This is a genomic window from Kocuria sp. ZOR0020, assembly GCF_000800955.1.
Lineage (GTDB): Bacteria > Actinomycetota > Actinomycetes > Actinomycetales > Micrococcaceae > Kocuria > Kocuria subflava.
This window is the reverse complement of the sequence record NZ_JROX01000039.1, coordinates 1-24177: the sequence shown is the minus strand read 5'-3', so window position 1 is coordinate 24177 and position 24177 is coordinate 1. Positions and strand designations below refer to the sequence as shown.

The following is a 24177-nucleotide window of genomic DNA, read 5'->3' as shown; positions in this document are numbered from 1 at the left end:
CAGGTCCAGTCGGGGGGTTTCCTCCAGGTCCCCCACCCCCAGGATTCCGTCGAACGGGGAATCCTGCAGCTCAAGGACCACATTGTTGACCCATGCCTGACGGTATTCGGGATCCCAGACGCGCATCTGCCAGTGCCGTTCGGGCTCCTCCCACGCAATTCGTTCCCCGGAGCGGTCAACCGCAAACCACGTTCCGTTGCGCTCGGCCTGATTATGGGAGACGCCGGTGGAGAACAGCGGACCGGGATCCTCCTGGTCCACCATGGCAATGTTCTTGCGGCACAGCACGGTGGTCTCAGGCGCCAGGGCCTTCAACTGGGCTGCGGCTTCCGTTTCCCACGGGTCAAAGATCGCAACCCGGCAGCATCCGGCCCAGGCCTGGATCTCGGTTGACGGGATGGGGCCCGACCCTTCCGGGGTGTAGCGAACCCAGGCCATGGAGGCAGGCCCAATGACCGTGCTCGGTGCCGACGGTGCAACACCCGCCTCATCAAGGCTTTGCCCTGTCCTGGCCTGTGCGTCCGTTGCGGACATGATCCCCCCTGGGGCGCATGTGAGTGCGCCTGAATGACGTAGCTGAACCCCACCGTTTCCAGCGGTGGCACCCTTCGCAACGGACGTTGCCTGCTCCCCCACTCCCCAGTGGAGGGGTCAGACGTGATCCCAGATCGTCGTGTTGAGCAGGTCCCCACTCCATAGGTACTGAATTCAGAGGCCCCCGCACAACGTGACCGGCGTCCCCGAAAGAGTGCCTGCCGCCTTCGGCCCCTCAATGTCAAGGCGCTGGGGGTAGGTGAATTCACACCCAAATCGCTGTATTTCACATGTATTACCTGGTCATGGCTGGTGAGCGTGCGGCCATGGCCGCTGGTGCTGTCCGGGGGCGCGGGCACGGCATGGTGATCGGTGACAGAAATTACAAGTGGACTGCCGAGTCCTCCGGTGACTTCACGACGACGCCCGCCTGCCGTCTGCGTTGTTTCTGTATCGGCGCGGCATGCCTCAGTTGATGCGGTGTCCGAGCTCTGACCTAGGGTTGAAGGCATGAAGATCGCCACCTGGAACGTCAATTCGATTCGCGCCCGTGCAGACCGTGTGGAGGCATGGTTGAACAAGTCGGACGTGGACGTGCTGGCAATCCAGGAGACCAAGGCCAAGGACGACAACTTCCCGTGGGAGGTTTTTGAGTTCTCCGGGTATGAGGTAGCTCATTTCGGCCTGAGTCAGTGGAACGGGGTGGCCATTGCCTCCCGCGTGGGCCTGGAGGACGTCCAGCGCACCTTCCCGGAGCAGCCCACATTCGGCAAGGGCAATCAGGAGGCCGTCCAGGAAGCCCGTGCCATTGCGGCCACGTGCAACGGTGTACGCGTGTGGTCTCTCTACGTGCCCAACGGCCGGGGGCTGGAAGACCCGCACATGCCGTACAAGCTCACGTGGCTGGAGACTCTCAACCGGCACGCCGGAGAATGGTTGCAGGAGGACCCCGAAGCCAAGATCGTGCTGGCCGGGGACTGGAACGTGGCCCCGCAGGACGAGGACGTCTGGGACATGCAGTTCTTCCTGGACAACCAGATGACCCACGTCTCCGAACCCGAACGCGCCGCCTTCAACGCCTTCCTGGAAACGGGTTTTGTGGACGTGCTGCGGGAGAACAACCCCGGCCCGGGCGTCTACACCTACTGGGACTACACCCAGTTGCGCTTCCCCAAGAAGGAAGGCATGAAGATCGACTTCCAACTGTGCTCACCTGCCCTTGCCGCCCAGGTCACGGGAGCTGTGATCGACCGTGAAGAGCGCAAGGGCAAAGGGGCCTCTGACCACGCGCCGGTGGTCATCGACGTCGCCCTGTGATGGCTGGACCGTGACAATGGCTGGACTGTGAAGATGGCTGAACTGTGACAATGGGGCCGCTGCTGAACGTCGGAACCGCCTGGCGGGGAGCCACTGGCCTGCCGCAGCGCTTCAGTCTGCGCGCCTACGTGCCCCGGGAGGACCTGGAGCCGCCCTACACATCCCAGGTGGACGGCGCGGTGTCCCCTGCTGTGGGTGAGGACACCCAACTGGCAGAACAGCTCGCTCGATTGGCAACCCAGGAACACGGCCCGCTGCCTCCCATTCACGAGCCTCTGTGGACACTACCACTGACCACGGCCCCAGCTGTACGCACCGGTGACCTACCCCTGTACCACCCACCCCAGCGTCTGCGCCGGACCATGGAAGCCGTGACCTCCGAGGAACGGCAGATGGCCGAACCCCTGATCACCATGCTCCTGGACCACGAGGAGGTCCGCGAGCGCGGACGCAGCGTCCGGGACCAACGCAAAACCCGCAACTACACGCGCGAGTCCGACTGGACCGTCCCCGTCGCATGGTTTGCCCTGTTTGCGCCACAGGACCACGCACCCGTGGATCAGGACGGTCAGATCCACCACCGGCTGGTGGTCCCGGCAGACATTGCCCTAGCACGTGTGTCTTGGGGAGCTCGCGTGCTGGAGGAGAGCCAGGAAGAAGATTTCCAAGAACTCGGTGAGGACCTGAGAACCGTCGCCCGCTGGGTCTCCACGTTCTCCGCCATGTCCTTGATCGTGCTGGACTACGGTTCAGTTGCCAATGGCATTCAGCCTGACGACAGCCCACGCGATCTGCGCGATGCCATCACGTTCGTCAACGAACACGACCACTTGGGTGCTGAGGTGGCCATGGGACGGTTGATGAAACGGTGGATGCCGTTGGCCCACTTGGAGTTCGCCAGCTGAGGCGCCCCTGTGCTTGTCCGCTCAGAGAGCGCGGTCAGGATCGCGCCAGCACAAAGGCCTGATCTTGACCCGATTCCGCGCTGGCTCCGAAGTCAACGGTGGAACACCGCTGGTTCAACCACGTGTGAACCGGCTGCAGGGTGTCCCGGACTTCCATCAGCTCCTGTGGATTCAACCTGTCTCCTGCGTCCCTCAGGATCTGCGCGGCCTGGTGCAGGGGTTCATGGACATCCTGCGGCAGCGAATCCACGGAGTCATCCACCGAATCAGCGGTGCGGGACAGGGAGATGGTGGCGTCGTCGTCGGCGGCCGAATCGGAATCGCCGTCCGTGGTGTCCGAGGGAAGCAAGGTGACCGCAAGGTAAGTGTCCGCAACGGCAAAGCACTCGCTCGAACTGGCCGGGGTCACCGCTGCGGTTGCGCTCGGCTGAGCCGTGGTGGGCTCTGGGGCGGATTCAGTCACGGACTCCCGGCCGGCACACCCCGCGCCCGCGGCAACCACGACGGCGGCCGCCAACGCACCCCACGCCAACTTTGCGTGGCGGCGATGACTGCCGACGATCTGGAGAGGCTGCACGGGCCCAGAGTAGGGAAACTCCTTGGGAGCATCCCGGGAACACGGTGAATGAATCAGCAGTGCTGACTGTGTGGGTAAGAGCCGGTTGCTGGGTAAGTGGCTTTACAGCCGGAAAGTGTCCAGGTAGCAAGAAACCCCCGCGATGTAGAAGCTACGCGGGGGTTTCAGTGGCTCCGACCGGCGTCGATCCGGTGACCTTACGATTTTCAGTCGCACGCTCTACCAACTGAGCTACAGAGCCAGACACCCACTTGGGATGCCAAGACGGCGCTCAGTTGAACTGACGCCGTCTTTGCGACCCTGACGGGACTTGAACCCGCGACCTCCGCCGTGACAGGGCGGCGCGCTAACCAACTGCGCTACAGGGCCTGGAATGGAAGCCGAATCCGCGTGCTCACGCGGCTCTTGCGCTTTCCAACGAGGAGAGATACTAGCATCAGCACCCGCTCCCCAGGCAAATCGACTGGTTTGCACCAGCCAATGGTGATCCACCTGAGTGAATCAGTACCCCCAACGGGATTCGAACCCGTGCCGCCGCCGTGAAAGGGCGGTGTCCTAGGCCGCTAGACGATGGGGGCCTTGTCCTCTCGGACGATCGCCTACTGTACCAGCAACATCGGGGTCCGCGCGATTCGCGATGCTGCACGGGTGAGCACGCGCAATTTGCTGCGGACCACGTGCCCGTTGACCATCATTCGGACACGTGTTGAGCCATCTCTCATGGCATGGTGCAAAGATGACAGAAGGCATCGTTTTAGGTGGCACATGCCACACAAGAGGGGAGGCTCGACGATGAACCAGCCACTCAGTTTGCCCGCAGAGGTTGGCGCGGGCACGTGGCAGACGTGGGACCACACGCACCAGATCCAAGATGTGCGCACGGTCCGGCCCACAACCATGGAAGAACTGGCAGAAGCCATCCAAGCCGTCCGGGAATCAGGGGTCGGACTGCGCCCGGCCGGTTCCGGACACAGTTTCAGCGAACTGGCCGCCCCCCGCGACGTTCGCCTGGATCTCACGGATCTGACGGGCCTCTTGGAAATCAACCGGGTGACCAACCAGGCGCGGTTCTTGGCAGGGACCACGCTGATTCGCGCAGCCAAGATCCTGGAGGGGGAGGGTCTGGCATTCTCCAACCTCCCGGACATCCTCCACCAGACGGTGGGTGGGGCGGTTTCGACTGCCACCCACGGCACGGGGACCGGGTACCCGTCCATGTCCGGGCAGGTGTGTGCCTTGACGTTGGTGACTGCGGACGGTCAGATCCTGGAATGCTCCCCCGCGCAGAACCGTGAGGTCTTCCAAGCGGCCCGCGCCGGCTTGGGCGTGATCGGCGTGGTGGCTGCCGTGACGTTCCAGTGTGAACCGTCATTCCGCCTGCACTCTGCCGAGTTCAAAGAGCCCGTGGACCAGTTGATCGATGCCATCGGTGAGCGCATGGCATCTGCCGATCACTTCGAGTTCTTCTGGAACCCCGTGACCGGCTCCGCCCACACGCACATCATGACGCGGTTGCACCGACTCCCGGATGAATGGTCCAAGCCCGGTTCAAAGGTGGCGCAGACCGTGCGGCGCATGGATGACACCGTGCTGCGCCGCGGACTGCCGCTGAGCCTGAACCGCCTGGCCAGTTGGGCACCCAAAGCTGTCCCTGGCCTCAACCGACTGGACACCCGGGCGGTGAGTTCGCGGCGCTTCACGGATCTTTCCTACAAGGTGTTCTCCTCCGCCCGCCCGGTCAAATACGTCCAGACGGAGTGGGCCGTTCCCCTGGAAGACCTCACGGCGACCTTCCGGGACGTCCAGAAACTCCTGGAAAAGCGGGGTTCCTATCTGGGGCTGCCGGTCACCGTTCGGTGCGCCGCACCCGAGGAGGCCTGGTTGTCACCGGCGCACGGACGCTACACGGGGTGGATTTCCGTCCGGCAGTTCTGGCGGACCTGGACCCCTGAACTGTTCGATGAGTTGCAGACCGTGTTCATGGCTCATGACGCACGCCCTCACTGGGCAGGTCGGCACACGCTGACGGCTGAGGCACTATCACCCCAGTACAAGCACTGGGAGGACTTCCTTCGCATCCGCCAACACACGGATCCGGACGGACTGTTCCTCTCCGACCCCATGCGCAGGCTCTTGGGAGTCTGACGCGTCCCTTGCCGCCGAGCAGCGACTTGTGCCGCCCATCAGCTCTGATGGGCGGCACAAATCACTGCTCAGCGGAGGAGAGCGGGGGAACTCACTGCTCGACGGCGGGAGAGCCCTCAAACACCGGAGAGCAGAGGAGATCAGGCGCGGGAAATGCGCACCATCTCGTCGCGCTCCACCACCTTGACGCGCTCACGCGGGTTGCCTTCGGCGTCGTGGGAGGATGCGCCCAGGTTCTGTTCGTACTCATCCAGCTGCAGCCAACCGTCCCAGGTGGTGTATTCCACACCCTTGGCGGACATGGTCTGCTTGATGGCCTCGAAACCGGGCTGGTCGGCACCTTCCAGGGTGGGGACGTCTTCCAGCAGGTGGGTGATGGTCTCCAGGGCATCGGACTTGGTGGCACCGATCAGCCCCACCGGTCCACGCTTGATCCAGCCTGTTGCGTACAGGCCCGGGTGCACCACACCGTTGGGGTCCAGCACTCGGCCTTCGGCGTTGAGGATCACACCGCGTTCCAGGTCGAACGGGATTTCGGCCAGCGGGGAGCCCAGGTAGCCGATGGCGTGGTAGACGGCACCGACTTCATGGTCAAAGTACTCACCGGTGGGGGACACGGAACCGTCGTCGTTCAAACGGGTGCGTTCGGTGCGTAGGCCCACCACGGCACCGTCCTCTCCCAGGACCTCTTCCGGTCGCTGGAAGAAGTGCAGGTGCAGGCGGCGGGAGGCGGTTTTGGGGGCATCGTCCTCGAGCCACTTGCGCAGGGTCTTGAGCATGACCTTGACCTGGTTGTTCTCCCCGGCGGCTTCCTCGGAAACGTGCTCTTCAGAGATGTCCTCGGCGTGCACGATCAGGTCAACGTCCGGCACCTTGGCCAGCTCACGCAGTTCCAGCGGGGTGAACTTCATCTGCGCCGGTCCGCGACGGCCGAACACGTGGACGTCCGTGACCGGGTTGGCCTTCAGACCCTGATACACGTTGCCGGGGATCTCCGTGGTCAGCATGTCATCGGCGTGCTTGGCCAGAACGCGGGCCACGTCCAGGGCCACGTTGCCGTTGCCGATCACGGCCACCTTCTCAGCCTTCAGCGGCCAGGTGCGCCGGTAGTCGGGGTGGCCGTCGTACCAGGCCACGAACTCGGCGGCACCGTACACACCGTCCAGATCAACGCCCGGGACTTCCAAGGGAGCGTCGTTGACGGCGCCGGTGGAGAACACCACGGCGTCGTAGTGTTCCTTGAGCTCCCCCAGGGTCAGGTCCGAGCCGTAGTTCACGTTGCCGAAGAACCGGATGTCACCGCGGCCCAGGATGGAGCGCAGTGCGGAGATGATGCCCTTGATGCGGGGGTGATCGGGGGCCACGCCGTAGCGGATCAGCCCGAACGGGGTGGGGTAGCGGTCAAAGAGGTCAATGGCCACCTCGATCTCACCGTTTGTCACCGCATCCGACTTGGTCAGCATGTCTGCGGTGTAGATCCCGGCCGGACCGGCACCAATCACAGCCACTCGCAGCGGACGCTTTCCCGGGGTGGTCTCTACCACTGGTTTCCTCCCTTTGTGGCCGCGGTTGCCCGCAGCCCCTTGCACATCAGTTTGAACGTTATTCATGACGACGCCACTCCCGCCAGCGTCCCTTGCCCGCACCTCAGGTGTGGGTCACCGCAGCCCCTACCGGACCAGCAAGCCGCGGCCTCGCAGAAGCTTCTTCTCCAGCGGGTTGAAGAACAGCAGTTCGATCACGATGCCCACCAGCAGGATGCTCAGCACGGCGGTCAGCACGATCGCCATGTCGGAGACGGTGCGACCCTGAGCCAACAACGAGCCTAGGCCGAATCCGATGGATCCGCCGATGGCAATCAGCTCCGCACCCATCAGGGAGCGCCAGGAGAAGGCCCAGCCCTGCTTGAGTCCGGCCAAATACCCGGGCATGGCAGCCGGCAGGACCACCTTGGTGGCCAGTTTCCATCCGTCTGCACCCAGAACCCGGCCGGCTTTCAGCAGCTGGGGTGGGATCTGGTCGATTCCGGAGAGCATGCCGTTGACGATCGACGGGATGGCTCCCATGAGCACCACAAAGTACACGGTGGCATCGGAGAGGCCGAACCACACAATGGCTGCGGGAACCCAGGCCACGGACGGCAGCACCTGCAGGCCGGTGATCAAGGGTCCGATGGCGCTGCGCAGACCGGCCCATTGGGCGATCAACAGCGCCAACGGTGTGGCCACGGCCACGGCGATCAAGAACCCGCTGACCCCGCGCCACAGGGAGGTGGCCAGTGCCCCCGGCAGGGTGCCGTCCACAATGGAAGCCCAGATCTGGCGCCCCACTTCCAGCGGCCCGGGCATGATGTCCGGACGGGGGTCGATGATCGCCACGGCCAACTGCCACACCATCAGGGCAGCAATCAACGCCACGACGGGAGGGGCCACCCTGGTGCGGAAGAACTCCCCGGCGGTGCGGGACTGCCCCCCGCGGGTCTGGAGGGCGTCCAGACCCGCCAGGGCGGCTGCGTTGTCCGGAGCTTCTGCGGTGTTGCGGGTGTTCTGGGAGGTCGATTCAGCGGGCATGGCGTCCGATCTCCTCCCTGAGCCGGTGGGTGATGGTGCGGGTCAGCTGGTCCAAGGTTTCCTCACGGGACTGCCCCACGGCCTCAAAACCGTAGGAGCCCGGATCCTTCCAAGGCCCGGTGTCCCATTCCTCCACGATCTTGCCCGGGCGTGAGGAGAGCAGCAGTACACGCTGCCCCAGGTGCACGGCCTCGGAGACGTTGTGGGTGATGAACACAATGGTCCGCCCGGTGACCTCCCAGATTCGCAGGAGTTCTTCCTGCAGCAGGTCACGGGTGATGGCATCCAGGGCAGAGAAGGGTTCATCCATGAGCAGGACTTCCCGTTCCTGCGCCAGGGCGCGGGCCAATCCCACACGTTGGCGCATGCCTCCGGAGAGTTCATGGGGGCGCTTGTCCGCCACGGAGGGCAGGCGTACCAGTTCCAGCAGTTCCTGTACTCGGTCCTTGCGCGCTGCCTTGGGCACACCGGCAAGTTCCAGAGCCAGCTCCACGTTCTTACCGGCCGTGATCCAGGGGAAAAGACCTGCGTCCTGGAACATCATGGCGGCCCCCTGCGCGGGGGCGGTCACGGAACCCTCCGTGGGTTCTTCCAGGCCGGCCACCACGTTGAGCAACGTGGTCTTGCCAGACCCAGAGGCTCCCAGCAGGGCCACGAACTGCCCGCGTTCAATCTCCAGGTCCAGCCCCTGCAGCACCGCTCCGTCTTCTGCGGAGAAGGTCTTGCCCAGGTTTTCCATGAGGATCACGGTTTCGGAGGGCGTGGTGGTCATGCCGCATCCTCCCGGGAGCCGGTTGCGGGGAGAACGGCAGCGGAGATCTCCCCACCCACGGGGTCCATGCCGCGGTTCTCACGCACGGTGTTGATCAGGGAGTCATCCACAAAACCGTCCAGTGAGGCTTCCTGGGTGGTGCCGGCCTGCACCCCGTTCTCCAGCAATGTGGCGTAGGTGGATTCCATGGGATCGGTGGTCCACTCCATGGCCTCCAAGGACCCCGCAATGGTCTCCGGGTCCAGGGGCTCGGTGCGCGCGTTCTCAAACCCGGTGTTCAGGGTTTCGATCACCTGATCCTGATCAGCGGTGTTCAGGTAGTCCACGGAATCCTCCAGACCGGTCAGGATCTTTTCCACGGTCTGCGGGTGCTGCTGCAGGAACTCGGTGCGCACTGCCAGGACCGTGGTGGGGTACCGGCCATCCGGCCACAGATCCCGCTCATCCACCAGAACCTGCCCACCTTCCTCCTGGGTCATGCGGGTCGCCCACGGCTGCGGGCCCCAGAAGCCGTCGATGGCGCCCTGGCGGAAAGTCTGCAGAGCCTGCCCGGAAGGCATGGGGGTGATGGACACCGAATCCGGGGAGCCCGTGTCCACCTCATAGCCCTGGTCCTGCAGCCACACCCTCAGCGCCACGTCCTGGGTGCCGCCGAAGTCGGGGGTGGCAAAGGTGCGTCCGGCCAGATCATCCGGGCCGGCGACGTCGTTGGAAACAATGAACTGCGCCCCACCGGAAGTGGCTCCGGCCACGATGGTCACGGATTCTCCACCGGACTGCACAAAAGAGTTGATGGCCGGGTTGGGTCCCATGAACGCAATGTCCACTTCACCGGAGTTCATGGCCTCAATGGTGGTGGGGCCGGTGTTGAACACCTGGGTGTTCAGTTCGGTCTCACCCAGCGCCTGCTCAAAATAGCCCTGCTCCACACCGGCCAACGCGGGTCCGTGGGTCAGGTTGCCAAAGTAGCCCAGGGTGACCTCCTGGGCGTCCGAGGTCTCCGTACCCGCCTGCACCATGGCATCCAGCGTCCCGTTGGCACGCAGCACGGTGGCCGTCACCGTGAGCACACACAGGATGGCCAGTCCGGCCAACACCGCAGGCCACCCGATACGACGACGACGCCTGGGCTGCCCCGCATCAGCCGAACTGGACCGGGTGACGGCTGTGGATCCGTGGGCCTGACCGGTGGGGGCGCCGGCGGTGCGGGTCACGGTCTCCAGAGGATCGCGTCCCCCCTGTGCCTCCGATGATGTGCGCGGGTCCTGGCGGGCCACTCAGACGTCCCCCGCCTGCTGCTCCACGCCACCGCCGGTCTGCTGACCCACCAGACCCGCGGCCAAGGTGTTGCCCGACTGGGCGTCAATCAGCAGGAAGGCACCGGTTCGCCGCAGATCCGTGTAGTCGTCCAACGGCAGAGGGCTTGCGGTGCGCAGTGTCACGGCACCCAGGTCATTGAGTTCCAGGGAGGTGGCATCCGCCAGTTCCATGGTCTCCAGATCCACACGACCGTCAATGGAGGTCACCATGGCCTGCACCGTGGCCGTGCCGTGCTTGAGCAGCACACGAGCACGCGGCTGCAGGGGCTGGGCCCCCAACCAGGCCAGCCGGGCGGAGAAGCTCTGCACGGGTGCCTGAACGTGGCCATCCGCCCCTGCAATGAGCTCACCGCGGGCCACGTCCAGGTCATCGGCCAAACGCAGGGTCACGGAGCGCGGGGCTGCCGCCGTCTGGAGCTGCTCACCGGGGAAGGCTCCGCCAACCTGGGTGGCGGTCCCGGCGACGTCGATCCCCTCCACCGTGGTGGTGCGCCCTGTTGGCAGGACTATCACTCTGTCCCCCACGGACACCGTTCCGGAGGCGATCTGCCCCGCGTAACCGCGATAGTCACGCATGTGCTCTCCATCCACGCCCTGGGCCACCGCGCCCTGGGGGCGGATCACGAACTGGACGGGGAAGCGGAAAGAACGGTCCTCACCGGAGCCGGATTCATCCAGGGTGGGCAACTCCTCCAGGATCCGCAGCAGCGGCTGACCGGTGTACCACGGGGTGTGCTGGGAGGCCTCCACGACGTTGTCACCCTCCAACGCGCTGACGGGAACCACCTTGAGACGCTCCACCCCCAGAGTCTGGGCCACGCTGGTGATCTCCGCGGAGATCTGGTCGAAGGTCTGCTGGGAGTAGTCCACCAGGTCGATCTTGTTCACGGCCACAATCACGTGCGGCACCCGCAGCATGGCGGTGACAGCCAGGTGGCGGCGGGTCTGCTCCACCACACCGTGGCGGGCGTCCACCAGCAGCACCACGGCATCCGCCGTGGAGGCACCCGTGACGGTGTTCTTGGTGTACTGCACGTGCCCCGGGCAATCGGCCAGGACAAAGGAGCGGCGGTCCGTGGCGAAGTACCGGTACGCCACATCAATGGTGATGCCCTGTTCACGCTCGGCGCGCAGACCGTCAGTCAGCAACGCCAGGTCGATCTGGCCTGAGCCGCCACCAAAACCACGTTCGGCAGAGGTCCGGGTGACCGCCTCCAGCTGATCCGCAAGGATCGCCTTGGCGTCATGCAGCAACCTGCCCACCAGGGTGGACTTGCCGTCATCCACCGAGCCTGCGGTGGCAAAGCGGAACAGGGATCCGGGATCGATGGTGGGTGTTTCCGTCACAGGGGTCTCCGTGTCCTGAGCAAACTGCTCCGGGTGAATCAGGGATGGTGAAATGGTGGCGGTCTGCGCCGCGCCGGTTGCGGGGGCGCCCATCAGAAGTAGCCGTCCTTCTTGCGGTCCTCCATGGCCGCCTCGGACAGGCGGTCATCTGCTCGCGTGGCCCCGCGTTCGGTCAACGTGGACACGGCGACTTCTGCCACCACGTCCCCCACGGTCTCCGCCTGGGAGAGCACGGCACCGGTGCAGGACATGTCCCCCACGGTGCGGTAGCGGACCTGCTTGTGCTCCACGGTCTCCGTCTGCCTGGGGGCTGAGACCTCTGAGACCGCCATCCACATGCCGTCCCGCCGGAAGACCTCACGCTGGTGGGCGAAGTAGATGGCCGGCAGCTCGATCTTCTCGCGTTCGATGTAGCGCCAGATGTCCAATTCGGTCCAGTTGGAGATGGGGAAGGCCCGGACGTGCTGGCCCGCGGTGTGCCGCCCGTTGTAAAGGTTCCACAACTCGGGGCGCTGGTTGCGCGGATCCCACTGCCCGAATTCGTCCCGCAAAGACAGGATGCGCTCCTTGGCCCGGGCCTTGTCCTCATCCCGGCGGCCACCACCGAACACGGCGTCGAACTTGTTGTCCACAATCGCATCCAGCAGGGGCACGGTCTGCAGCGGGTTGCGGGTGCCGTCCGCGCGCTCGGTGAGCCGGCCGTCGTCGATGTAGTCCTGCACGGAAGCCACCACCAATCGCAAGCCCAGGCGCTCCACGGCGCGGTCCCGGAAGTCCAGAACCTCCGGGAAGTTGTGGCCGGTGTCCACGTGCAACACCTGGAACGGGATGGCCGCAGGCCAGAACGCCTTGGCGGCCAGGTGCAGCATGACCACGGAGTCCTTGCCACCGGAAAACAGCATGGCGGGACGGTCGAACTCCGCCACCACCTCACGGATGATGTGGATGGACTCCGATTCCAGGGCGTCCAGCGCCGTCTGCTCCCCCGTGCCCAACGGCTGCGGGGACAACGGATCCTGCTGGGCGCTCAGATCAACCTGCGTCATGGGTGGTCTACTCCTGGGCTTGCTGGACGGGACCCGGTTTCCGGGCACACCCATCGGGTCAGTGGGAATTGTTGACGGGGTTCACCAGGCCATCACGGGCAGAGGAACCATGCGTGAACTAGAGGTGGATGCCGCACTCGATCTTGTCCGTACCGGACCAACGTCCGGCACGCGGATCCTCACCGGGGGCCACGCGGCGGGTGCACGGGGCACAGCCGATGGACAGGTACCCGTCTGAGAGCAGCGGATTCACGGGCAACCCGTGGGTGTTGCTGTACTCGGTGAGCTCATCCAAGGACCAACGGACCATGGGGTTGACCTTGACGATCTTGTGGGTCTGGTCAAAAGCCACCATGGGCGCATTGGTGCGGGTGGGGGACTCGTCCCGGCGCACACCGGTGAACCAGACGTCGTAGTCCTTGAGGGCATCGGCCAGCGGCTCCACCTTGCGCATCCGGCAGCAGGCGGTGGGATCCTTGGAGAACAAGTCCTTGCCGTGCTGCTCGTCCTGCTCGGCAACGGTCAGCTTGGGCAGCACGTCCACCACGTTGACGTCCAGCATGAACTTCACGGCTTCCTTGGTGCCCTGGGTTTCCGGGAAGTGGTACCCCGTCTCCAGGAACAACACGTCCACGCCGGGGACCTGGTCCGCCACCAGTGCGGGCAGGACCGCGTCCGCCATGGAGCAGGCCACGGCAATCCGCGCCGACGGGAAGTTCTCAGCCACCCATCGGATGGCGGCGATGTGGTCTGCCTCCCCGTCCACGGGGACGATGCCCTCAGCACTCAGCTCGGCCCCGAGCTCACGCGCGCCCGCCGCGGCCAGTTCCCGCAGTTCCTCTTCACCGCGGGCAGGTGCCTGGTGCGTTGTGGTGGTCATTTCAGATCGTCCTCCTCAGCACGGATGGTCCATGCAGCGAAGCTCTCTTCAGGCTCCCGTTGTTCCAGGAAGCGTCGGGTCAATTTTTCCACGTAGTCGGCCAGCTCATCCTGAAAGACCTTGAGCCCGCGCACGGTCCGGCCCAGGCTCGCGTCCATTCCGCGTTCCACGGAGGAGAACCCACCACCCAGGTGCACTTGGTAGCCAGGTTTCTGGCCGCCGTCGTCCGTGGGCAGCAGCTGACCCTTCAGCCCGATGTCCGCGGCCTGGATGCGGGCACAGGAGTTGGGGCAGCCGTTGATGTGCAGGCTGATGGGTGCAGGCAGCTCCACATCCTCCAAGCGGCGGTCCAGCTCGTCCATGACCTGGGAGGCCACTTCCTTGGTCTCCACAATCGCCAGCTTGCAGAACTCAATGCCCGTGCAGGCCATGGTGGAGCGCCGGAACGCACCCGGCTTGGTGGGAAGGTCCAAGGCTTGGAGAGCGACGACGGCGTCATCCACGTCGGCGTCGTCGATGTCCAGGATCAGCAGCTTCTGGTGCGGGGTGGTGCGCAGGCGATCGGAGCCGAACCGTTGCATGACATCAGCCAGATCATGCAGCAACTGCCCCGGCACGCGGCCGGCCCGTGGAGCCACACCGATGTAGTTGCGGCCGTCCTTCTGGTTGTGCACGCCCATGTGGTCCCCGGGTGTGGAGGGGCGCTGCGGTGCGGGGCCGTCGGCCAACTGGTAACCCAGGTATTCGTCCTGCAGGACCTGGCGGAACTTCTCCACGCCCCAGTCACGCACCAGGAACTTCAAGCGAGCGCGGTTGCGCAAGCGGCGATACCCGTAGTCCCGGAAGATCCCCGTGACACCGCGCCAGACGTCCAACGCCTGGTCCTCGGTGACAAACGCACCCAGACGCTGCCCCAGGAACGGCTGCACCGACAGCGCCCCGCCCACCCAGAGGTCATAGCCGGGGCCGAGCTCGGGGTGATTGACCCCCACGAACGAGCAGTCGTTGATCTCGTGGACCACGTCCAGGGCGGGGTGGCCCGTCACGGCGGTCTTGTACTTGCGCGGCAGATTGGAGAACTCCAGCTTGCGGACTTCCTCTTTGAGGGAGTCCAGCACGGGAGTGGGGTCGATGATCTCGTCCTCCGCGACCCCTGCCACCGGGGAACCCAGGATCACGCGGGGAACGTCACCGCATGCTGAGACCGTGTCCATGCCCACGGCTTCCAGCCGACGCCAGATCTCCGGAACGTCCTCGATCCGGATCCAGTGGTACTGGATGTTCTGCCGGTCCGTGATGTCCGCCGTGCCGCGGGCGAACTCCGTGGAGATGGTGGCCAAGGTCTTGAGCTGTTCACGCGTGAGCGTTCCACCGTCCAGGCGGACACGCATCATGAAGTACTCGTCCTCGATCTCGGCATCGCTCAAGGAGCCGGTCTTGCCACCGTCCACCCCTGGCTTGCGCTGCGTGTAGAGCCCCCACCAGCGGAAACGCCCGTGCAGGTCATCGCCGTCGATCGAGGCGAAGCCCTCCTTGGAATAGCGCTCCTCGATTCGGGTGCGGACGTGGAAACCGTCGTCCTCCGCCTTGAACTCCTCGTTGTGATTGAGGGGCTCACGGCCGTCAACTGCCCACTGCCCTTCGGGCTTGGGTTTGCGCGTACGGGCCGGGCGCTCGGGTGCAGAAGAGGTCATCGTCCCAGTGAACGCTGTGAACACCCACCCGGTCACCTCCGCCGTAACAGTCGGACACAGTCCCGGGTGGGGCGGCGGCGCCGTCGTCGTCGTGCTGCTCCGGTGACCCCACACACCCTCCACAACGACGACGCCCGGTCAGGCCACCTCTGTGTTCGGTTCCGCCACCACATCGCGCGTTCCGCTGGCGAAACCGAACACGCAGCTGGCGAAACCGACCCCCAACGGAACGGACACCGCGGTTCGGCCCCCTCAGCGCCCGCGCCGGTACGTGTTTGGCCAATTTTCTACGCCGGAGCTGGCCACATGCGTACCGTGCCGGGCCTAACGCGTACCGGCTCGACGCGACCAGGCGAGTGCCACGCCCACCACCCATGCCGAACCCACCAGGACCAAGAACCAGACCACGGTCTCCACCCAGGACTGGTTGTGCACCTCCAGGAACGGGTAGGGCCCCAGGTAGAGGTTCCAGGTGTTCAGCAGCAGAAACGTCAGCCCGTAGGACAAGGTCACGGCCACCATGAGCATCCAGGGTCTGCGCAGCGTGGTCTTGTCCTCCACCACCAGGTAGGAGATCAAGGACACCGCAGGACACAGCAGGTGGTGGAACAGACCACTGCCCTGGAAGAACATCCCCACAAAACTGGAACCCAACGGAACCAGCACCAGCAAGCTGACCAGGAAGGTCAGAACCAGCATGCAGGTGGCCACATAGCGCAGGCTGCGCACCCATCCGGGAACAACGCCCCCACGGAGCAGGGCAACAACCAGCAGCAGGGCGGAGACCAGGGCCACTGCATTGCTCAAGTGGGTGTAGTAGACCACCATGAGCCAGCCACTTTCAGGGACCGCCCGCCAGAACCCTACGGCGGCCAAGATCACCAAACAAGGCGTTGGCGCCCACAGCAGCAGTGTGCCGAGGCGCCAACGCCTTGTTTGAACCGGTGAAACCGAGATTCGAGTCGGTGGAACCGGGCACTCAGTTGTCCGTGGCCGGGGTGATGTCCTGGTCATCAGTCATGGCGCCCACGCCCTCATCCGCGGGTTCTGCCGGGTCCACCTCAGAGCTGTTGGCGCTCTGGGCCTGGTCCAACACCTCCTGCTCCTCGGCCGGGTCCATCTTGATGGAGTCCTGGCCCTTGCCCGCGGCGGTTGCCTGGGGATCGTTCTGCTGCATGAGTTTCTCCTTGCTCGTTCATGCGTGTTCTTGCCGGGTCTCCACCGCCAAGGGTTCAGAACCCTTGCGGCAACGTTGCCGTGCGGTCGAAGTCTTCTGCGGTGGCCACCAGTCCGTCTTCCCCGATCAGGGTCACGCCCTTGGCCGTGCCACGTTTCTGGCCTCCGGTGATCTGGGCTCCCACGTCCGCGATCACGTTCTCCAGGACCACCCCTGAGCCAACGTGCACCCCGTCCAACAGAACGCTGTGCGGACCACGGCGCCGTCCTCGATCACAGCACCTGTGCCCACCACGGAGTGCTCCACCACGCCTGCCACCCGGGAACCGGCCGCAATCATGGAATGGCTGATCTGGGCGGAATCGGCCACACGGGCGGGCAGGAGTTGGGGCTGGGCGGAGAGGATGGGCCAGTGGGGGTCATCCAGGGTGGCGCCGTCGTCGTCCAGGATCTGCATGTGCGCGGTCCAGTAGGACTGCAGGGTTCCCAGGTCCATCCAGTAGCCGTCCAGGCGGTGCTCCACCACGGTGCGGTTGGCCACGAACCACGGCAGCAGGTCCTCCCCGTAGTCGCCCAGTTCCCCGCGTTCGGTGTGCAGGGCGTCTAGGGCTTCCAGGAGGGAGTCCGCACGGAACAGGAACATCTCCCCTGCCACCAGGTGCCCCGCGGGTTCCTGGGGTTTGTACTGGAAATCGACCACGGATCCCTGGGTGTCCGTTTGCACCACGGAGTAACGGGAGGCATCCTCAGCCACCTCCGTGGTGACCACGGTCAGGTCCGCGTGTTGACGGACGTGGGTGTCAATCACGTCCAGGAAGTTGATGGTGTAGAGGTGATCGGCGCTGAGCACCAGCACCAGGTCCGGGTCGAACTCCTGGATCAGTTCGCGCTGCCTGAAGATCGAATCCGAGTTGCCCTGGGCAAAACCCTCCCCTTCCGCACCTTGGAACGGGGGCAATACGTGCAATCCTCCGTGCGTGCGGTCAAAGTCCCACGGGCGCCCGTTGGCCAAGTGGACGTTGAGACTGTGGGGCAGGTACTGCTGCACCACCCAGACGTCCGAGATGTGGGAGTGCATCAGGTTGGACATGGAAACATCGATCAGCCGGTAGGTCCCCGCGATCGGCAAGGCCGGTTTGACCTTGTGCTCGGTCAGTTCACCAAGCCGCGAACCTTTGCCCCCGGCCAGAATCAGGGCCAACGTCTTGGGAATGTGCATGCCAGTCCTTTCCGAGCAGCTTCCACGAGTCTAGGTAACAAGCAGACTTAACAGTAGGTCTGACCACGACGCCGCAGCTCGCCTTCCAGCGCCGGTGCCCCATCCACCGGGGTCCAGTCTCGCGTGATTCGGGTGACCTGGCGCTCGCCACGCGCTGCTGCTCGCCGGGGCGTCACATGCAGCAGCACGTCCCCGTCCACGGTGGCCACTTCCCACGCTCCACCGGCTTGGGAGATTTGTTCACACACCGCTTGCAGACCGCCGGCAGGGATGTGGCAGGCACGCACCACCACGACGTCGAACCGCGGCACCACCCGCCCCTGAACCTCACCGGCGGAACCCACCTCCGCTGAACTCACCTCCACCGAACCCGTCTCAGCGGGGCCGGCCTCCGCGGGGCCGGTGAACCGTACCCGGGGATCAGCGGCAAAGGCTTGAAGTACCTCTGGGGAAACCGCGCCATCGGCTGCCCCGCGGACCGTCACATGAACATCGCCGGCACCCAGCAGGTCCGTCACCGCCAGGACCACAGCACCTGCCTGCCACGCACCACCGAAAGTCTGGGGCCCAAGCGGGAGAGTCACGGCCACGTCCGCAACGGCGTGGACCACGCCGGGCAGACGAACCGTGGGGTGTGTGATCCGGGAGCCCAGGCGCAATGTCTCAGCATTCTTCACCTGCACGGCAGCTGCGCGGTCCGCAGCCGACCGCCCACCCCAGTCAGCACCCCGGTGCACCGCGAGCGCTGCAGGTTGGTGCCGCAGATCAAAACCACGCACGTGGGCCTGCCAGGCGAACTCCCAGTCCTCACCGCCGTAGCCCACCATGGATGTGTCAAAACCACCGATCTCCCAGAACACCTCCGCCCGGCAGGACAGCACGGCGGAGATCACAAACCGGAAGTTGGTGTCATCTCCGCCGCGCAAGTGGTCCGTGGCTTCCCAGGCGTCCGCCAACCACTGCGGTTGCCCTAGGTCCATCGGTGGATCCTGGGTGGTGTCAACGTGTGTTCGGGTCCCCACCACCACGGCCCGTGGTTCCCGACTGAGAGTCTGAACCACCGCACTGAGATAACCGGGTTGTGGGATGGTGTCACCGTCCAGGAAGGCCAGGATCTGCGCAGTCGCGGCCGCAGCGCCAAGGTTCCTGGCGGCAGCGGCACGGAACCCGTGATCTTCCTGACGCACCACGGTCACCGTGACGGGACGGCTGCCGTCGTCCGGCTGCAGCGTACCCGGGTCGGCAGCAACGGTGGAGCCGTCATCGGCCACCACCACGTGGATCACACCCGGATAGTCCTGACGGATCACGCCTTCCAGGACGGCCTTGAGCCCGGCGGCGTCGTTGAAGTACGGGACGACCACACAAACCGTGGGTGGCGTGGGCGAGGTCATGGCAGCACCGTCGCCCAGATCCGCTGGTACTCCCGCGCGACCTCCGGCCAACCCCACTGCGGAAGTTGACCTGTGATCCATGTGGACTCCGGGGCGTGCGCTGCAGCATTCATGGCTTGCCCCAGGTTGTGGGGCTCCACCAGGTGGACCAGCTCCGGCCACCGGCGCGCCACTTCCTCCATGTAACCCCCGGTGAGCACCAGCGGCCTGCGCCCGTGGGCGATCCACGTGTTCAAGGACCCGGATGCGGACACGTGCAGATGCGGACACACGGCAACATCCACCGCGTGCAGGTGCTGTGCCAACTGGTCATCAGGTACATACCCGGTGATCTGCACGGAAACACCCCGCCGTTCGGCCTGGGCTTGCAGCTGCCCCACGTACTCGGCGTGCCCCTGGGCGACCTCACCGATCATCACCACGGAACTTCCCGGCGCAGCGGCCTCCACCACGCGCTCGTAGCCCTTGCCCGGGTAGATGAATCCCATCAGCCCCACCGTGAGCACACCTTCATGGAGATTTTTTGGCACCCGATGCGTCCCACTGACCTCCAGGGGCAACGGCACCACGTGCACCGTGGCCGCCTGGGCGGGGACCCAGGTACGCAACGCCGTGGCTTCGTGCTCGGAGTTCACCACCACCACTGTGGCTTCTTGGATCAACCGAACATAGGCCCGACGACGACGTTCAAACCGCACCGCCCCCTCCTGCTCCTGCGGGACGTCATGCAGACTCACGCTCAACGGTGCGCCGCCGGCCATCTCCACGACGGCGGTCACAGCATCATCCGGGGTGGACCCGAACAGGTGGTCCGTGAACGTCACGTGCACCAGCTCCGGTGTGGTGGTGGATTGCTCATCGCAGTACATGTGCCCCGTGACGTCCGCGTCCTCCTGCAGGGCTGTGAACAGATGGCGGCCGTAGCGGGTCACCCCGTGACGCGGTGGCCCGTGCAGGATGTGGCGGATCAACCTTGTATTCCCGGTCATGGGAGCAGCCCCAGGATGTGGATGCGTTCCTCATGGCGCTGCATGGCCTGTGCCACCAGGTGGGGCCGGGCCCGGTAGAAATCGAGCTGGGCTTCTGCCACCTGGGCCACGGTGAGGCGCGGGGCGTCGTCGTTGGGACCCAAGCGCCAGTCCGTGGAGGCATCGGGGCGCAACGGGGCGTTCAACGCCTGCGCCACGGCCGGGTCCACGGGAGCCTCCAGGGAACCCAGGAGTTCACGACCTGGGGCATCAATCAGCCCACTTATGAGAAGCGTCTCAACCACCCTCTGCGCCAAAAGGATAAGTGTACTGTTATCTGGGTGATTGATGGTGTGCCAATGCGGGTGCTTCATCAGTTCATCTGAGACCACAACGGTGCCGTGGGACTGTTCACGGCGCTGGAGCTGACCCAGCGATTCGCGCGCACCTTTCTGCAGCGCCCCAACATCCACTTCCACCTCCGTGGGCACACGCATCCCCAGATGCGCGGCAATCACCGTGCGGAGGTCGTGATATGGGACCAGCGGTGGGTTCAGTGACGGGTCCTCCGGGTCCCGGACAATGACGTGAAAGGGGTGCAGACCTGAATACCGCAGCACAGGGAATCGGACGCTGGATGCGCCCGGGCGCAAGCGCGCCTCGAGCTGCTCTGTACCGCAGGCCAGCCCCCGGTAGTCGTTGCGGACAGGCTGCATCACCAAGGCGTCCAGGTGCGGCAGGATCAGGTTCACGATGTGGAGGTCTTCTGCCGTCCACTCGAACACCGGCGGCACACGGATGCTGTTCACCTCACCCGTGCTCTCCAGCACGATCCGCAGGGATTCGGCCTGGCAGTTGCCCACCACCATCAGCAGGGGCCGGTGATTGCCCTGGGGGTCACCCATCTGCCGCACTCCCCCACGATCCCAGCCGTAGAAGTCGCCGTAATGGGCTCTGCGCCCGTCCATGTTCATGCCTAGATCCTAAGCACGGTGATGATCCAGGCCGTACGGGTGACCTTGCCGGAAGCCACCGCCGCCCAGGGTGTGAGTCCCGGTGACACCAGAGACCACCATGTCCCACCGAGACGAACAACGCCTCCGTGTGGCCTCCATTCCGGCGCACCACGCCTACGTTGACGCCGTTCTTCCTGGGCCTACGCAGGTCACGGCTTGGCAGCCACAGCCCCCGACCGACCTTCAACCTGGTCAATGGTTCCCGCACCCGCTGTTGGATGCACAGCAGCTGGCGGAACACGCTGACCGCCTGGATCTGGTGCACCTGCATTTTGGATTCGAGCACCGTTCCGTTGAACAGATCCAGGCCTTTGTGGCGCAGTGCAAGGCTTCCGGAGTGGCCCTGGTGGTGACGGTCCATGACCTTGAGAATCCCCACCTGACAGACCAGACCGAACACCTGAAACGTCTGGACGTGTTGCTTGAGGCCGCCCATCAGGTGATCACCCTGACCGATTCCGCCGCCCGCGCCATCCATTACCGCCACGGTCGGGTGGCCACCGTGGCACCTCACCCGTACGTGGTGCTCCCGGTGCAGGCCGGGAAGATCCGTGAGCAGGTTGCCCCGCACCGCAATGGTCAACGTGTGGCCGTGTTCCTCAAGGACATCCGCACCAACACGGTCACGGATCCTGAGTTCTACATGGAGCTGGAGCGCCATCTGCGCCGTGGGCAGTTGACGATCTTTGCCCACCACAGCGCCGCCCAACACCCACTGGTGACCGCTTTGTACCACGGCCTGGGTGAGCATCTGCATCTGCATGAACGGTTTTCCGACCACCAGTTGTTCACAGCGGTGGCGGGGTTCGACGTCGTGATCCTGCCCTACACCCACGGAAGTCACTCCGGGTGGCTGGAGATGTGCCGGGACCTGGGGGTCACCGTGGTGGCACCGAGCACCGGGCACTTTGCGGATCAGGCCGACCGCCCCGGGGCCGTGGTCCCGTACACCACCGGTGACGGCGCCCAGGCCGCTCACGCCGTTGAGCGTGCGCTGGAGCGGGGTCCCCTGCCGATGGTCGTGGATCGTGAGGCTCAACAGGCCGAGGCTGTACGAACCCACCTGGAGATCTACACCCGAGCGGTGGCCCAGATCCAGGGTGCCGGACCCACGGAGGTGACCCCGTGAAGGTTGCTGTGGTGGGTCCCTCCCGGTTGCCCATTGCCCCGCCGTTCGGCGGCGGTTTGGAAGTTTTTGTGCACCGCCTGGTCACCGCCCTGCGCCACCGCGGTGTGAGTGTGGACTTGTTTGCTGCGCGTGGCTCCGTGGGGCATCACGAGCCCCTGGAGTTCCCCGGTGTGGACTGGACGGGATTTGAGTCACTGGCCCGGGATGATGCCTACCCGCCAGGTGGTGTGGAGTCGGAAACGCAGGCGTATCTGCGGGTGCGTGAGTACCTGGAGGCCTCTGACTACGATTTGATCCACAACAACAGCACCCACCCCAGCATGCTCATGTTGGACCCGCATCAGGCGCCGCCGCTGCTGACCACACTGCACGTGCCACCCCAGCCGAACATGCAGCAGACCGTGGACACCCTGGGACCCGCCAATGGCCGATTTGCAGCGGTCAGTCACTTCACGGCACGCCAGTGGAACCTCCCGCGGCCTGCAGACGTGATTCACAACGGCGTGGACACGGAGCAGTGGCGGCCGGGCCCCGGAGGGGACGGTGCGGTGTGGTTCGGGCGCATCACCCGGGAGAAGGCGCCTCACCTGGCCATTGACGCGTGCCGCCGCCTGGGGTTGCCGCTGACCTTGATCGGCCGCAGCGCAGAGCCCGCGTACTTTGAACGCGAGATCCGCCCCCGCCTGGGTCCGGACATCCGATGGATGGGTGTCCGCTCCCCGCAGGAGATCGCCGCTACAGTGGGTCGGGCTGACGTTGCCCTGGTCACCCCGCAGTGGGATGAACCATTCGGTCTGGTCACCATTGAGGCCCTCTCCTGCGCAACGCCGGTGGCGGCCTTCAGCCGCGGTGGAGTCACCGAGGTCCTCCAGGACACCCCGGATCACTTGGCGATTCCCGACGACGTCGACGACCTGGCCCGCGCTGTCCGCGCGGCCCTGAAGCAACCTCGTTCCCAGGCCCGCGCCATAGCCGTGGAGCGTTTTGACCTGCAGATCATGCTGCGCCACTACATGGAGTTGTTTGAAGGGGTGCTGGCTCGGTGATCGGTTTCTACGCACACCACCACGGCTCAGGGCACATGACGCGCTGCCGGGCCCTGGCTGCGGAACTTTCCGTCACGCATTCCACCGCCATCCTGTCCTCCCGGGATGACGCAGAGGTGGTCCTGCCCCTGGATGCTCCTGCCTCGGCTGGGCTCACCCCAGCCCAGCTGACCGCGCACGGTGTATTGCACTGGGCCCCGCCCGGCCACCGCGGACTGGCCGACCGAATGGCCGCGATTGCTACCTGGATCCAGGAGCACCGCCCGGCGGCCTTCCACGTGGACGTCTCCGTGGAGGTTGCCGTTCTGGTGCGGGCCATGGGGGTTCCCGTGACGGTCCAGGCCATGCCCGGGCACCGCCCTGACGCCCCGCACATGCTGGGCTACAGCCTGGCCGATGCCGTGATCGCGGCCTGGCCCCGGTGGGTCCCTGTCCCGGAACACCTGGCCCACGTGGCGGACCGCGTTCATCAGGTCGGTGGGATCAGCAGGTTCCCCACCGGTGATCTGGACCTGCCACCTGCCTCGAGCACCCGCCCCCGCGTGGTCATCATGTTCGGCACCGGGGGTACGGATTCTCCGGAGGGTTACTGGGACGACGTCGTGACGCACCTGAATCTGGCCGGATTCGACTGCACCGTGATCGGCGGGCGTACCTGGGTGCCCGATCCACGCAACCTTTTGGAACGAGCGGATGTGATCATCACCGCGGCAGGGCAGAACTCCGTGGCAGATGTTGCGGCACTGGGGCGGCGGGCCGTCGTCGTTGCCCAGGAGCGGCCCTTCCAGGAACAGGAGGCCACCGCGCGAATCCTGCGGGAGGCGGGACTGGCCGTGACCGCGGACAGTGTGGCGGGCCAGGTGACACCGGTGCGGCAGTGGGAGCACCTGGTGCGGGAAGCTTTGGATTTGCGCCCGGACTGGCACCGGTGGGAAACCCAAGGGGCTGTGCAGCGGGCAGCACACGTCATCCGTGAGGTGGCCGGATGAACGCTCCGAACACCCACGTGATCACCCTGTGCTCCCGTGACCGGCGGACCCATGTTCAGCGGCAGATCGCGGCCCTGGCGCACTGGGCACCGCCGGTCACCCACCACACCGTGATGATCGGTGAGCAGCCGTTT

24 protein-coding genes and 3 tRNA genes are annotated in these 24177 nt (G+C 65.2%); 7 read left to right on the top strand and 20 right to left on the bottom strand.

Annotation, left to right across the window (positions count from 1 at the left end):
- Positions 1-534, bottom strand: a 534-nt coding sequence (locus L979_RS02695; RefSeq protein ID WP_231559363.1) for a putative glycoside hydrolase, incomplete at its 3' end; no start/stop codon positions are given.
- Between the two features lie 305 nt (positions 535-839).
- Here L979_RS02695 and L979_RS15770 point away from each other — a divergent pair.
- Genes L979_RS15770 through L979_RS02685 form a run of 3 tightly spaced genes read left to right on the top strand, consistent with a single transcriptional unit; the run spans position 840 to position 2756 of the window.
- Entirely contained in the window at positions 840-1010 is a 171-nt protein-coding gene (locus tag L979_RS15770; RefSeq protein ID WP_156125326.1) for a hypothetical protein, read from the top strand.
- A gap of 34 nt (positions 1011-1044) precedes the next feature.
- Complete coding sequence (locus L979_RS02690) at positions 1045-1851, top strand: exodeoxyribonuclease III (RefSeq protein WP_047688880.1); 807 nt, start codon at positions 1045-1047, stop codon at positions 1849-1851.
- 50 nt (positions 1852-1901) lie between these two features.
- Entirely contained in the window at positions 1902-2756 is an 855-nt protein-coding gene (locus tag L979_RS02685) for a hypothetical protein (RefSeq protein WP_047688877.1), read from the top strand.
- A gap of 34 nt (positions 2757-2790) precedes the next feature.
- On the opposite strand, the gene L979_RS02680 is transcribed toward L979_RS02685, so the two are convergent.
- The 4 genes from L979_RS02680 to L979_RS02665 all read right to left on the bottom strand — a co-directional run bounded on the left by L979_RS02680 (position 2791) and on the right by L979_RS02665 (position 3911).
- Entirely contained in the window at positions 2791-3333 is a 543-nt protein-coding gene (locus L979_RS02680) for a hypothetical protein (RefSeq protein ID WP_047688875.1), read from the bottom strand.
- 168 nt (positions 3334-3501) lie between these two features.
- Positions 3502-3574: transfer RNA gene (locus L979_RS02675), tRNA-Phe, on the bottom strand.
- Between the two features lie 54 nt (positions 3575-3628).
- Positions 3629-3702 (bottom strand) — tRNA-Asp (locus L979_RS02670).
- Positions 3703-3838: 136 nt separating this feature from the next.
- Positions 3839-3911: transfer RNA gene (locus L979_RS02665), tRNA-Glu, on the bottom strand.
- Between the two features lie 214 nt (positions 3912-4125).
- Between L979_RS02665 and L979_RS02660 the strand changes: the two genes are divergently transcribed.
- Positions 4126-5478, top strand: a complete 1353-nt coding sequence (locus tag L979_RS02660) for a D-arabinono-1,4-lactone oxidase (protein ID WP_047688873.1) — start codon at positions 4126-4128, stop codon at positions 5476-5478.
- A gap of 140 nt (positions 5479-5618) precedes the next feature.
- On the opposite strand, the gene L979_RS02655 is transcribed toward L979_RS02660, so the two are convergent.
- The 15 genes from L979_RS02655 to L979_RS02590 all read right to left on the bottom strand — a co-directional run bounded on the left by L979_RS02655 (position 5619) and on the right by L979_RS02590 (position 20831).
- Positions 5619-7088, bottom strand: coding sequence for an FAD-dependent oxidoreductase (locus tag L979_RS02655; RefSeq protein ID WP_081993640.1), 1470 nt, complete (start codon positions 7086-7088; stop codon positions 5619-5621).
- 60 nt (positions 7089-7148) lie between these two features.
- Positions 7149-8048 carry an ABC transporter permease gene (locus L979_RS02650; protein WP_047688868.1) on the bottom strand — a complete coding sequence of 300 codons (900 nt, stop codon included), beginning with the start codon at positions 8046-8048 and terminating at the stop codon, positions 7149-7151.
- Complete coding sequence (locus L979_RS02645; protein ID WP_047688865.1) at positions 8038-8820, bottom strand: ABC transporter ATP-binding protein; 783 nt, start codon at positions 8818-8820, stop codon at positions 8038-8040. Before L979_RS02645 ends, L979_RS02650 begins: the two co-directional genes overlap by 11 nt.
- The gene (locus L979_RS02640) at positions 8817-10034 is read right to left on the bottom strand and encodes an ABC transporter substrate-binding protein (RefSeq protein WP_156125324.1); all 1218 of its coding nucleotides are present in this window, start codon (positions 10032-10034) and stop codon (positions 8817-8819) included. The genes L979_RS02645 and L979_RS02640 overlap by 4 nt, the downstream gene beginning before the upstream one ends.
- 63 nt (positions 10035-10097) lie before the next feature.
- Positions 10098-11579, bottom strand: coding sequence for a sulfate adenylyltransferase subunit 1 (locus L979_RS02635; RefSeq protein WP_081993639.1), 1482 nt, complete (start codon positions 11577-11579; stop codon positions 10098-10100).
- Positions 11579-12532 (bottom strand): sulfate adenylyltransferase subunit CysD, encoded by a 954-nt coding sequence (gene cysD / locus L979_RS02630; RefSeq protein ID WP_047688863.1) that lies wholly within the window; start codon positions 12530-12532, stop codon positions 11579-11581. Before cysD ends, L979_RS02635 begins: the two co-directional genes overlap by 1 nt.
- A 118-nt stretch (positions 12533-12650) precedes the next feature.
- Positions 12651-13412, bottom strand: a complete 762-nt coding sequence (locus L979_RS02625; protein WP_047688860.1) for a phosphoadenylyl-sulfate reductase — start codon at positions 13410-13412, stop codon at positions 12651-12653.
- Entirely contained in the window at positions 13409-15106 is a 1698-nt protein-coding gene (locus L979_RS02620) for a nitrite/sulfite reductase (RefSeq protein WP_047688892.1), read from the bottom strand. The genes L979_RS02625 and L979_RS02620 overlap by 4 nt, the downstream gene beginning before the upstream one ends.
- 324 nt (positions 15107-15430) lie before the next feature.
- Positions 15431-15934, bottom strand: a complete 504-nt coding sequence (locus tag L979_RS02615) for a hypothetical protein (protein WP_047688858.1) — start codon at positions 15932-15934, stop codon at positions 15431-15433.
- Positions 15935-16085: 151 nt separating this feature from the next.
- On the bottom strand, positions 16086-16283 hold the full coding sequence (locus L979_RS02610; RefSeq protein ID WP_047688855.1) for a hypothetical protein: 198 nt from the start codon (positions 16281-16283) through the stop codon (positions 16086-16088).
- Positions 16284-16338: 55 nt separating this feature from the next.
- Positions 16339-16479 carry a hypothetical protein gene (locus L979_RS17030; protein ID WP_369792962.1) on the bottom strand — a complete coding sequence of 47 codons (141 nt, stop codon included), beginning with the start codon at positions 16477-16479 and terminating at the stop codon, positions 16339-16341.
- The gene (locus L979_RS02605; RefSeq protein WP_369792961.1) at positions 16476-17501 is read right to left on the bottom strand and encodes a glucose-1-phosphate adenylyltransferase family protein; all 1026 of its coding nucleotides are present in this window, start codon (positions 17499-17501) and stop codon (positions 16476-16478) included. Before L979_RS02605 ends, L979_RS17030 begins: the two co-directional genes overlap by 4 nt.
- 47 nt (positions 17502-17548) lie before the next feature.
- Positions 17549-18895, bottom strand: a complete 1347-nt coding sequence (locus L979_RS14290; protein WP_197052052.1) for a glycosyltransferase family 2 protein — start codon at positions 18893-18895, stop codon at positions 17549-17551.
- Positions 18892-19884, bottom strand: a complete 993-nt coding sequence (locus tag L979_RS02595) for a glycosyltransferase family 4 protein (protein ID WP_156125322.1) — start codon at positions 19882-19884, stop codon at positions 18892-18894. The genes L979_RS14290 and L979_RS02595 overlap by 4 nt, the downstream gene beginning before the upstream one ends.
- A complete protein-coding gene (locus L979_RS02590) occupies positions 19881-20831 on the bottom strand; it encodes a WcbI family polysaccharide biosynthesis putative acetyltransferase (protein ID WP_231559362.1) in 951 nt (316 codons plus the stop codon). Before L979_RS02590 ends, L979_RS02595 begins: the two co-directional genes overlap by 4 nt.
- 88 nt (positions 20832-20919) lie before the next feature.
- On the opposite strand from L979_RS02590, the gene L979_RS02585 reads away from it, so the two are divergent.
- The 3 genes from L979_RS02585 to L979_RS02575 are packed head-to-tail and all read left to right on the top strand — an operon-like array spanning position 20920 to position 24043.
- Positions 20920-22008 (top strand): glycosyltransferase family 1 protein, encoded by a 1089-nt coding sequence (locus L979_RS02585; protein WP_119932920.1) that lies wholly within the window; start codon positions 20920-20922, stop codon positions 22006-22008.
- Entirely contained in the window at positions 22005-23054 is a 1050-nt protein-coding gene (locus tag L979_RS02580) for a glycosyltransferase (RefSeq protein ID WP_047688853.1), read from the top strand. The genes L979_RS02585 and L979_RS02580 overlap by 4 nt, the downstream gene beginning before the upstream one ends.
- A complete protein-coding gene (locus L979_RS02575) occupies positions 23051-24043 on the top strand; it encodes a glycosyltransferase (RefSeq protein ID WP_047688850.1) in 993 nt (330 codons plus the stop codon). The genes L979_RS02580 and L979_RS02575 overlap by 4 nt, the downstream gene beginning before the upstream one ends.
- Positions 24044-24177: the final 134 nt, after the last annotated feature.

Bases quoted from the DNA above. Each gene is read 5' to 3' on its own strand.
- L979_RS15770 (WP_156125326.1), top strand. From the start codon at position 840: ATGGCTGGTGAGCGTGCGGCCATGGCCGCTGGTGCTGTCCGGGGGCGC.
- L979_RS02690 (WP_047688880.1), top strand. From the start codon at position 1,045: ATGAAGATCGCCACCTGGAACGTCAATTCGATTCGCGCCCGTGCAGAC.
- L979_RS02685 (WP_047688877.1), top strand. From the start codon at position 1,902: ATGGGGCCGCTGCTGAACGTCGGAACCGCCTGGCGGGGAGCCACTGGC.
- L979_RS02660 (WP_047688873.1), top strand. From the start codon at position 4,126: ATGAACCAGCCACTCAGTTTGCCCGCAGAGGTTGGCGCGGGCACGTGG.
- L979_RS02655 (WP_081993640.1), bottom strand. From the start codon at position 7,088: ATGAATAACGTTCAAACTGATGTGCAAGGGGCTGCGGGCAACCGCGGC.
- L979_RS02650 (WP_047688868.1), bottom strand. From the start codon at position 8,048: ATGCCCGCTGAATCGACCTCCCAGAACACCCGCAACACCGCAGAAGCT.
- L979_RS02645 (WP_047688865.1), bottom strand. From the start codon at position 8,820: ATGACCACCACGCCCTCCGAAACCGTGATCCTCATGGAAAACCTGGGC.
- L979_RS02635 (WP_081993639.1), bottom strand. From the start codon at position 11,579: ATGGGCGCCCCCGCAACCGGCGCGGCGCAGACCGCCACCATTTCACCA.
- cysD (WP_047688863.1), bottom strand. From the start codon at position 12,532: ATGACGCAGGTTGATCTGAGCGCCCAGCAGGATCCGTTGTCCCCGCAG.
- L979_RS02625 (WP_047688860.1), bottom strand. From the start codon at position 13,412: ATGACCACCACAACGCACCAGGCACCTGCCCGCGGTGAAGAGGAACTG.
- L979_RS02620 (WP_047688892.1), bottom strand. From the start codon at position 15,106: ATGACCTCTTCTGCACCCGAGCGCCCGGCCCGTACGCGCAAACCCAAG.
- L979_RS02615 (WP_047688858.1), bottom strand. From the start codon at position 15,934: ATGGTGGTCTACTACACCCACTTGAGCAATGCAGTGGCCCTGGTCTCC.
- L979_RS02610 (WP_047688855.1), bottom strand. From the start codon at position 16,283: ATGCAGCAGAACGATCCCCAGGCAACCGCCGCGGGCAAGGGCCAGGAC.
- L979_RS02605 (WP_369792961.1), bottom strand. From the start codon at position 17,501: ATGCACATTCCCAAGACGTTGGCCCTGATTCTGGCCGGGGGCAAAGGT.
- L979_RS14290 (WP_197052052.1), bottom strand. From the start codon at position 18,895: ATGACCTCGCCCACGCCACCCACGGTTTGTGTGGTCGTCCCGTACTTC.
- L979_RS02595 (WP_156125322.1), bottom strand. From the start codon at position 19,884: ATGACCGGGAATACAAGGTTGATCCGCCACATCCTGCACGGGCCACCG.
- L979_RS02590 (WP_231559362.1), bottom strand. From the start codon at position 20,831: ATGGACGGGCGCAGAGCCCATTACGGCGACTTCTACGGCTGGGATCGT.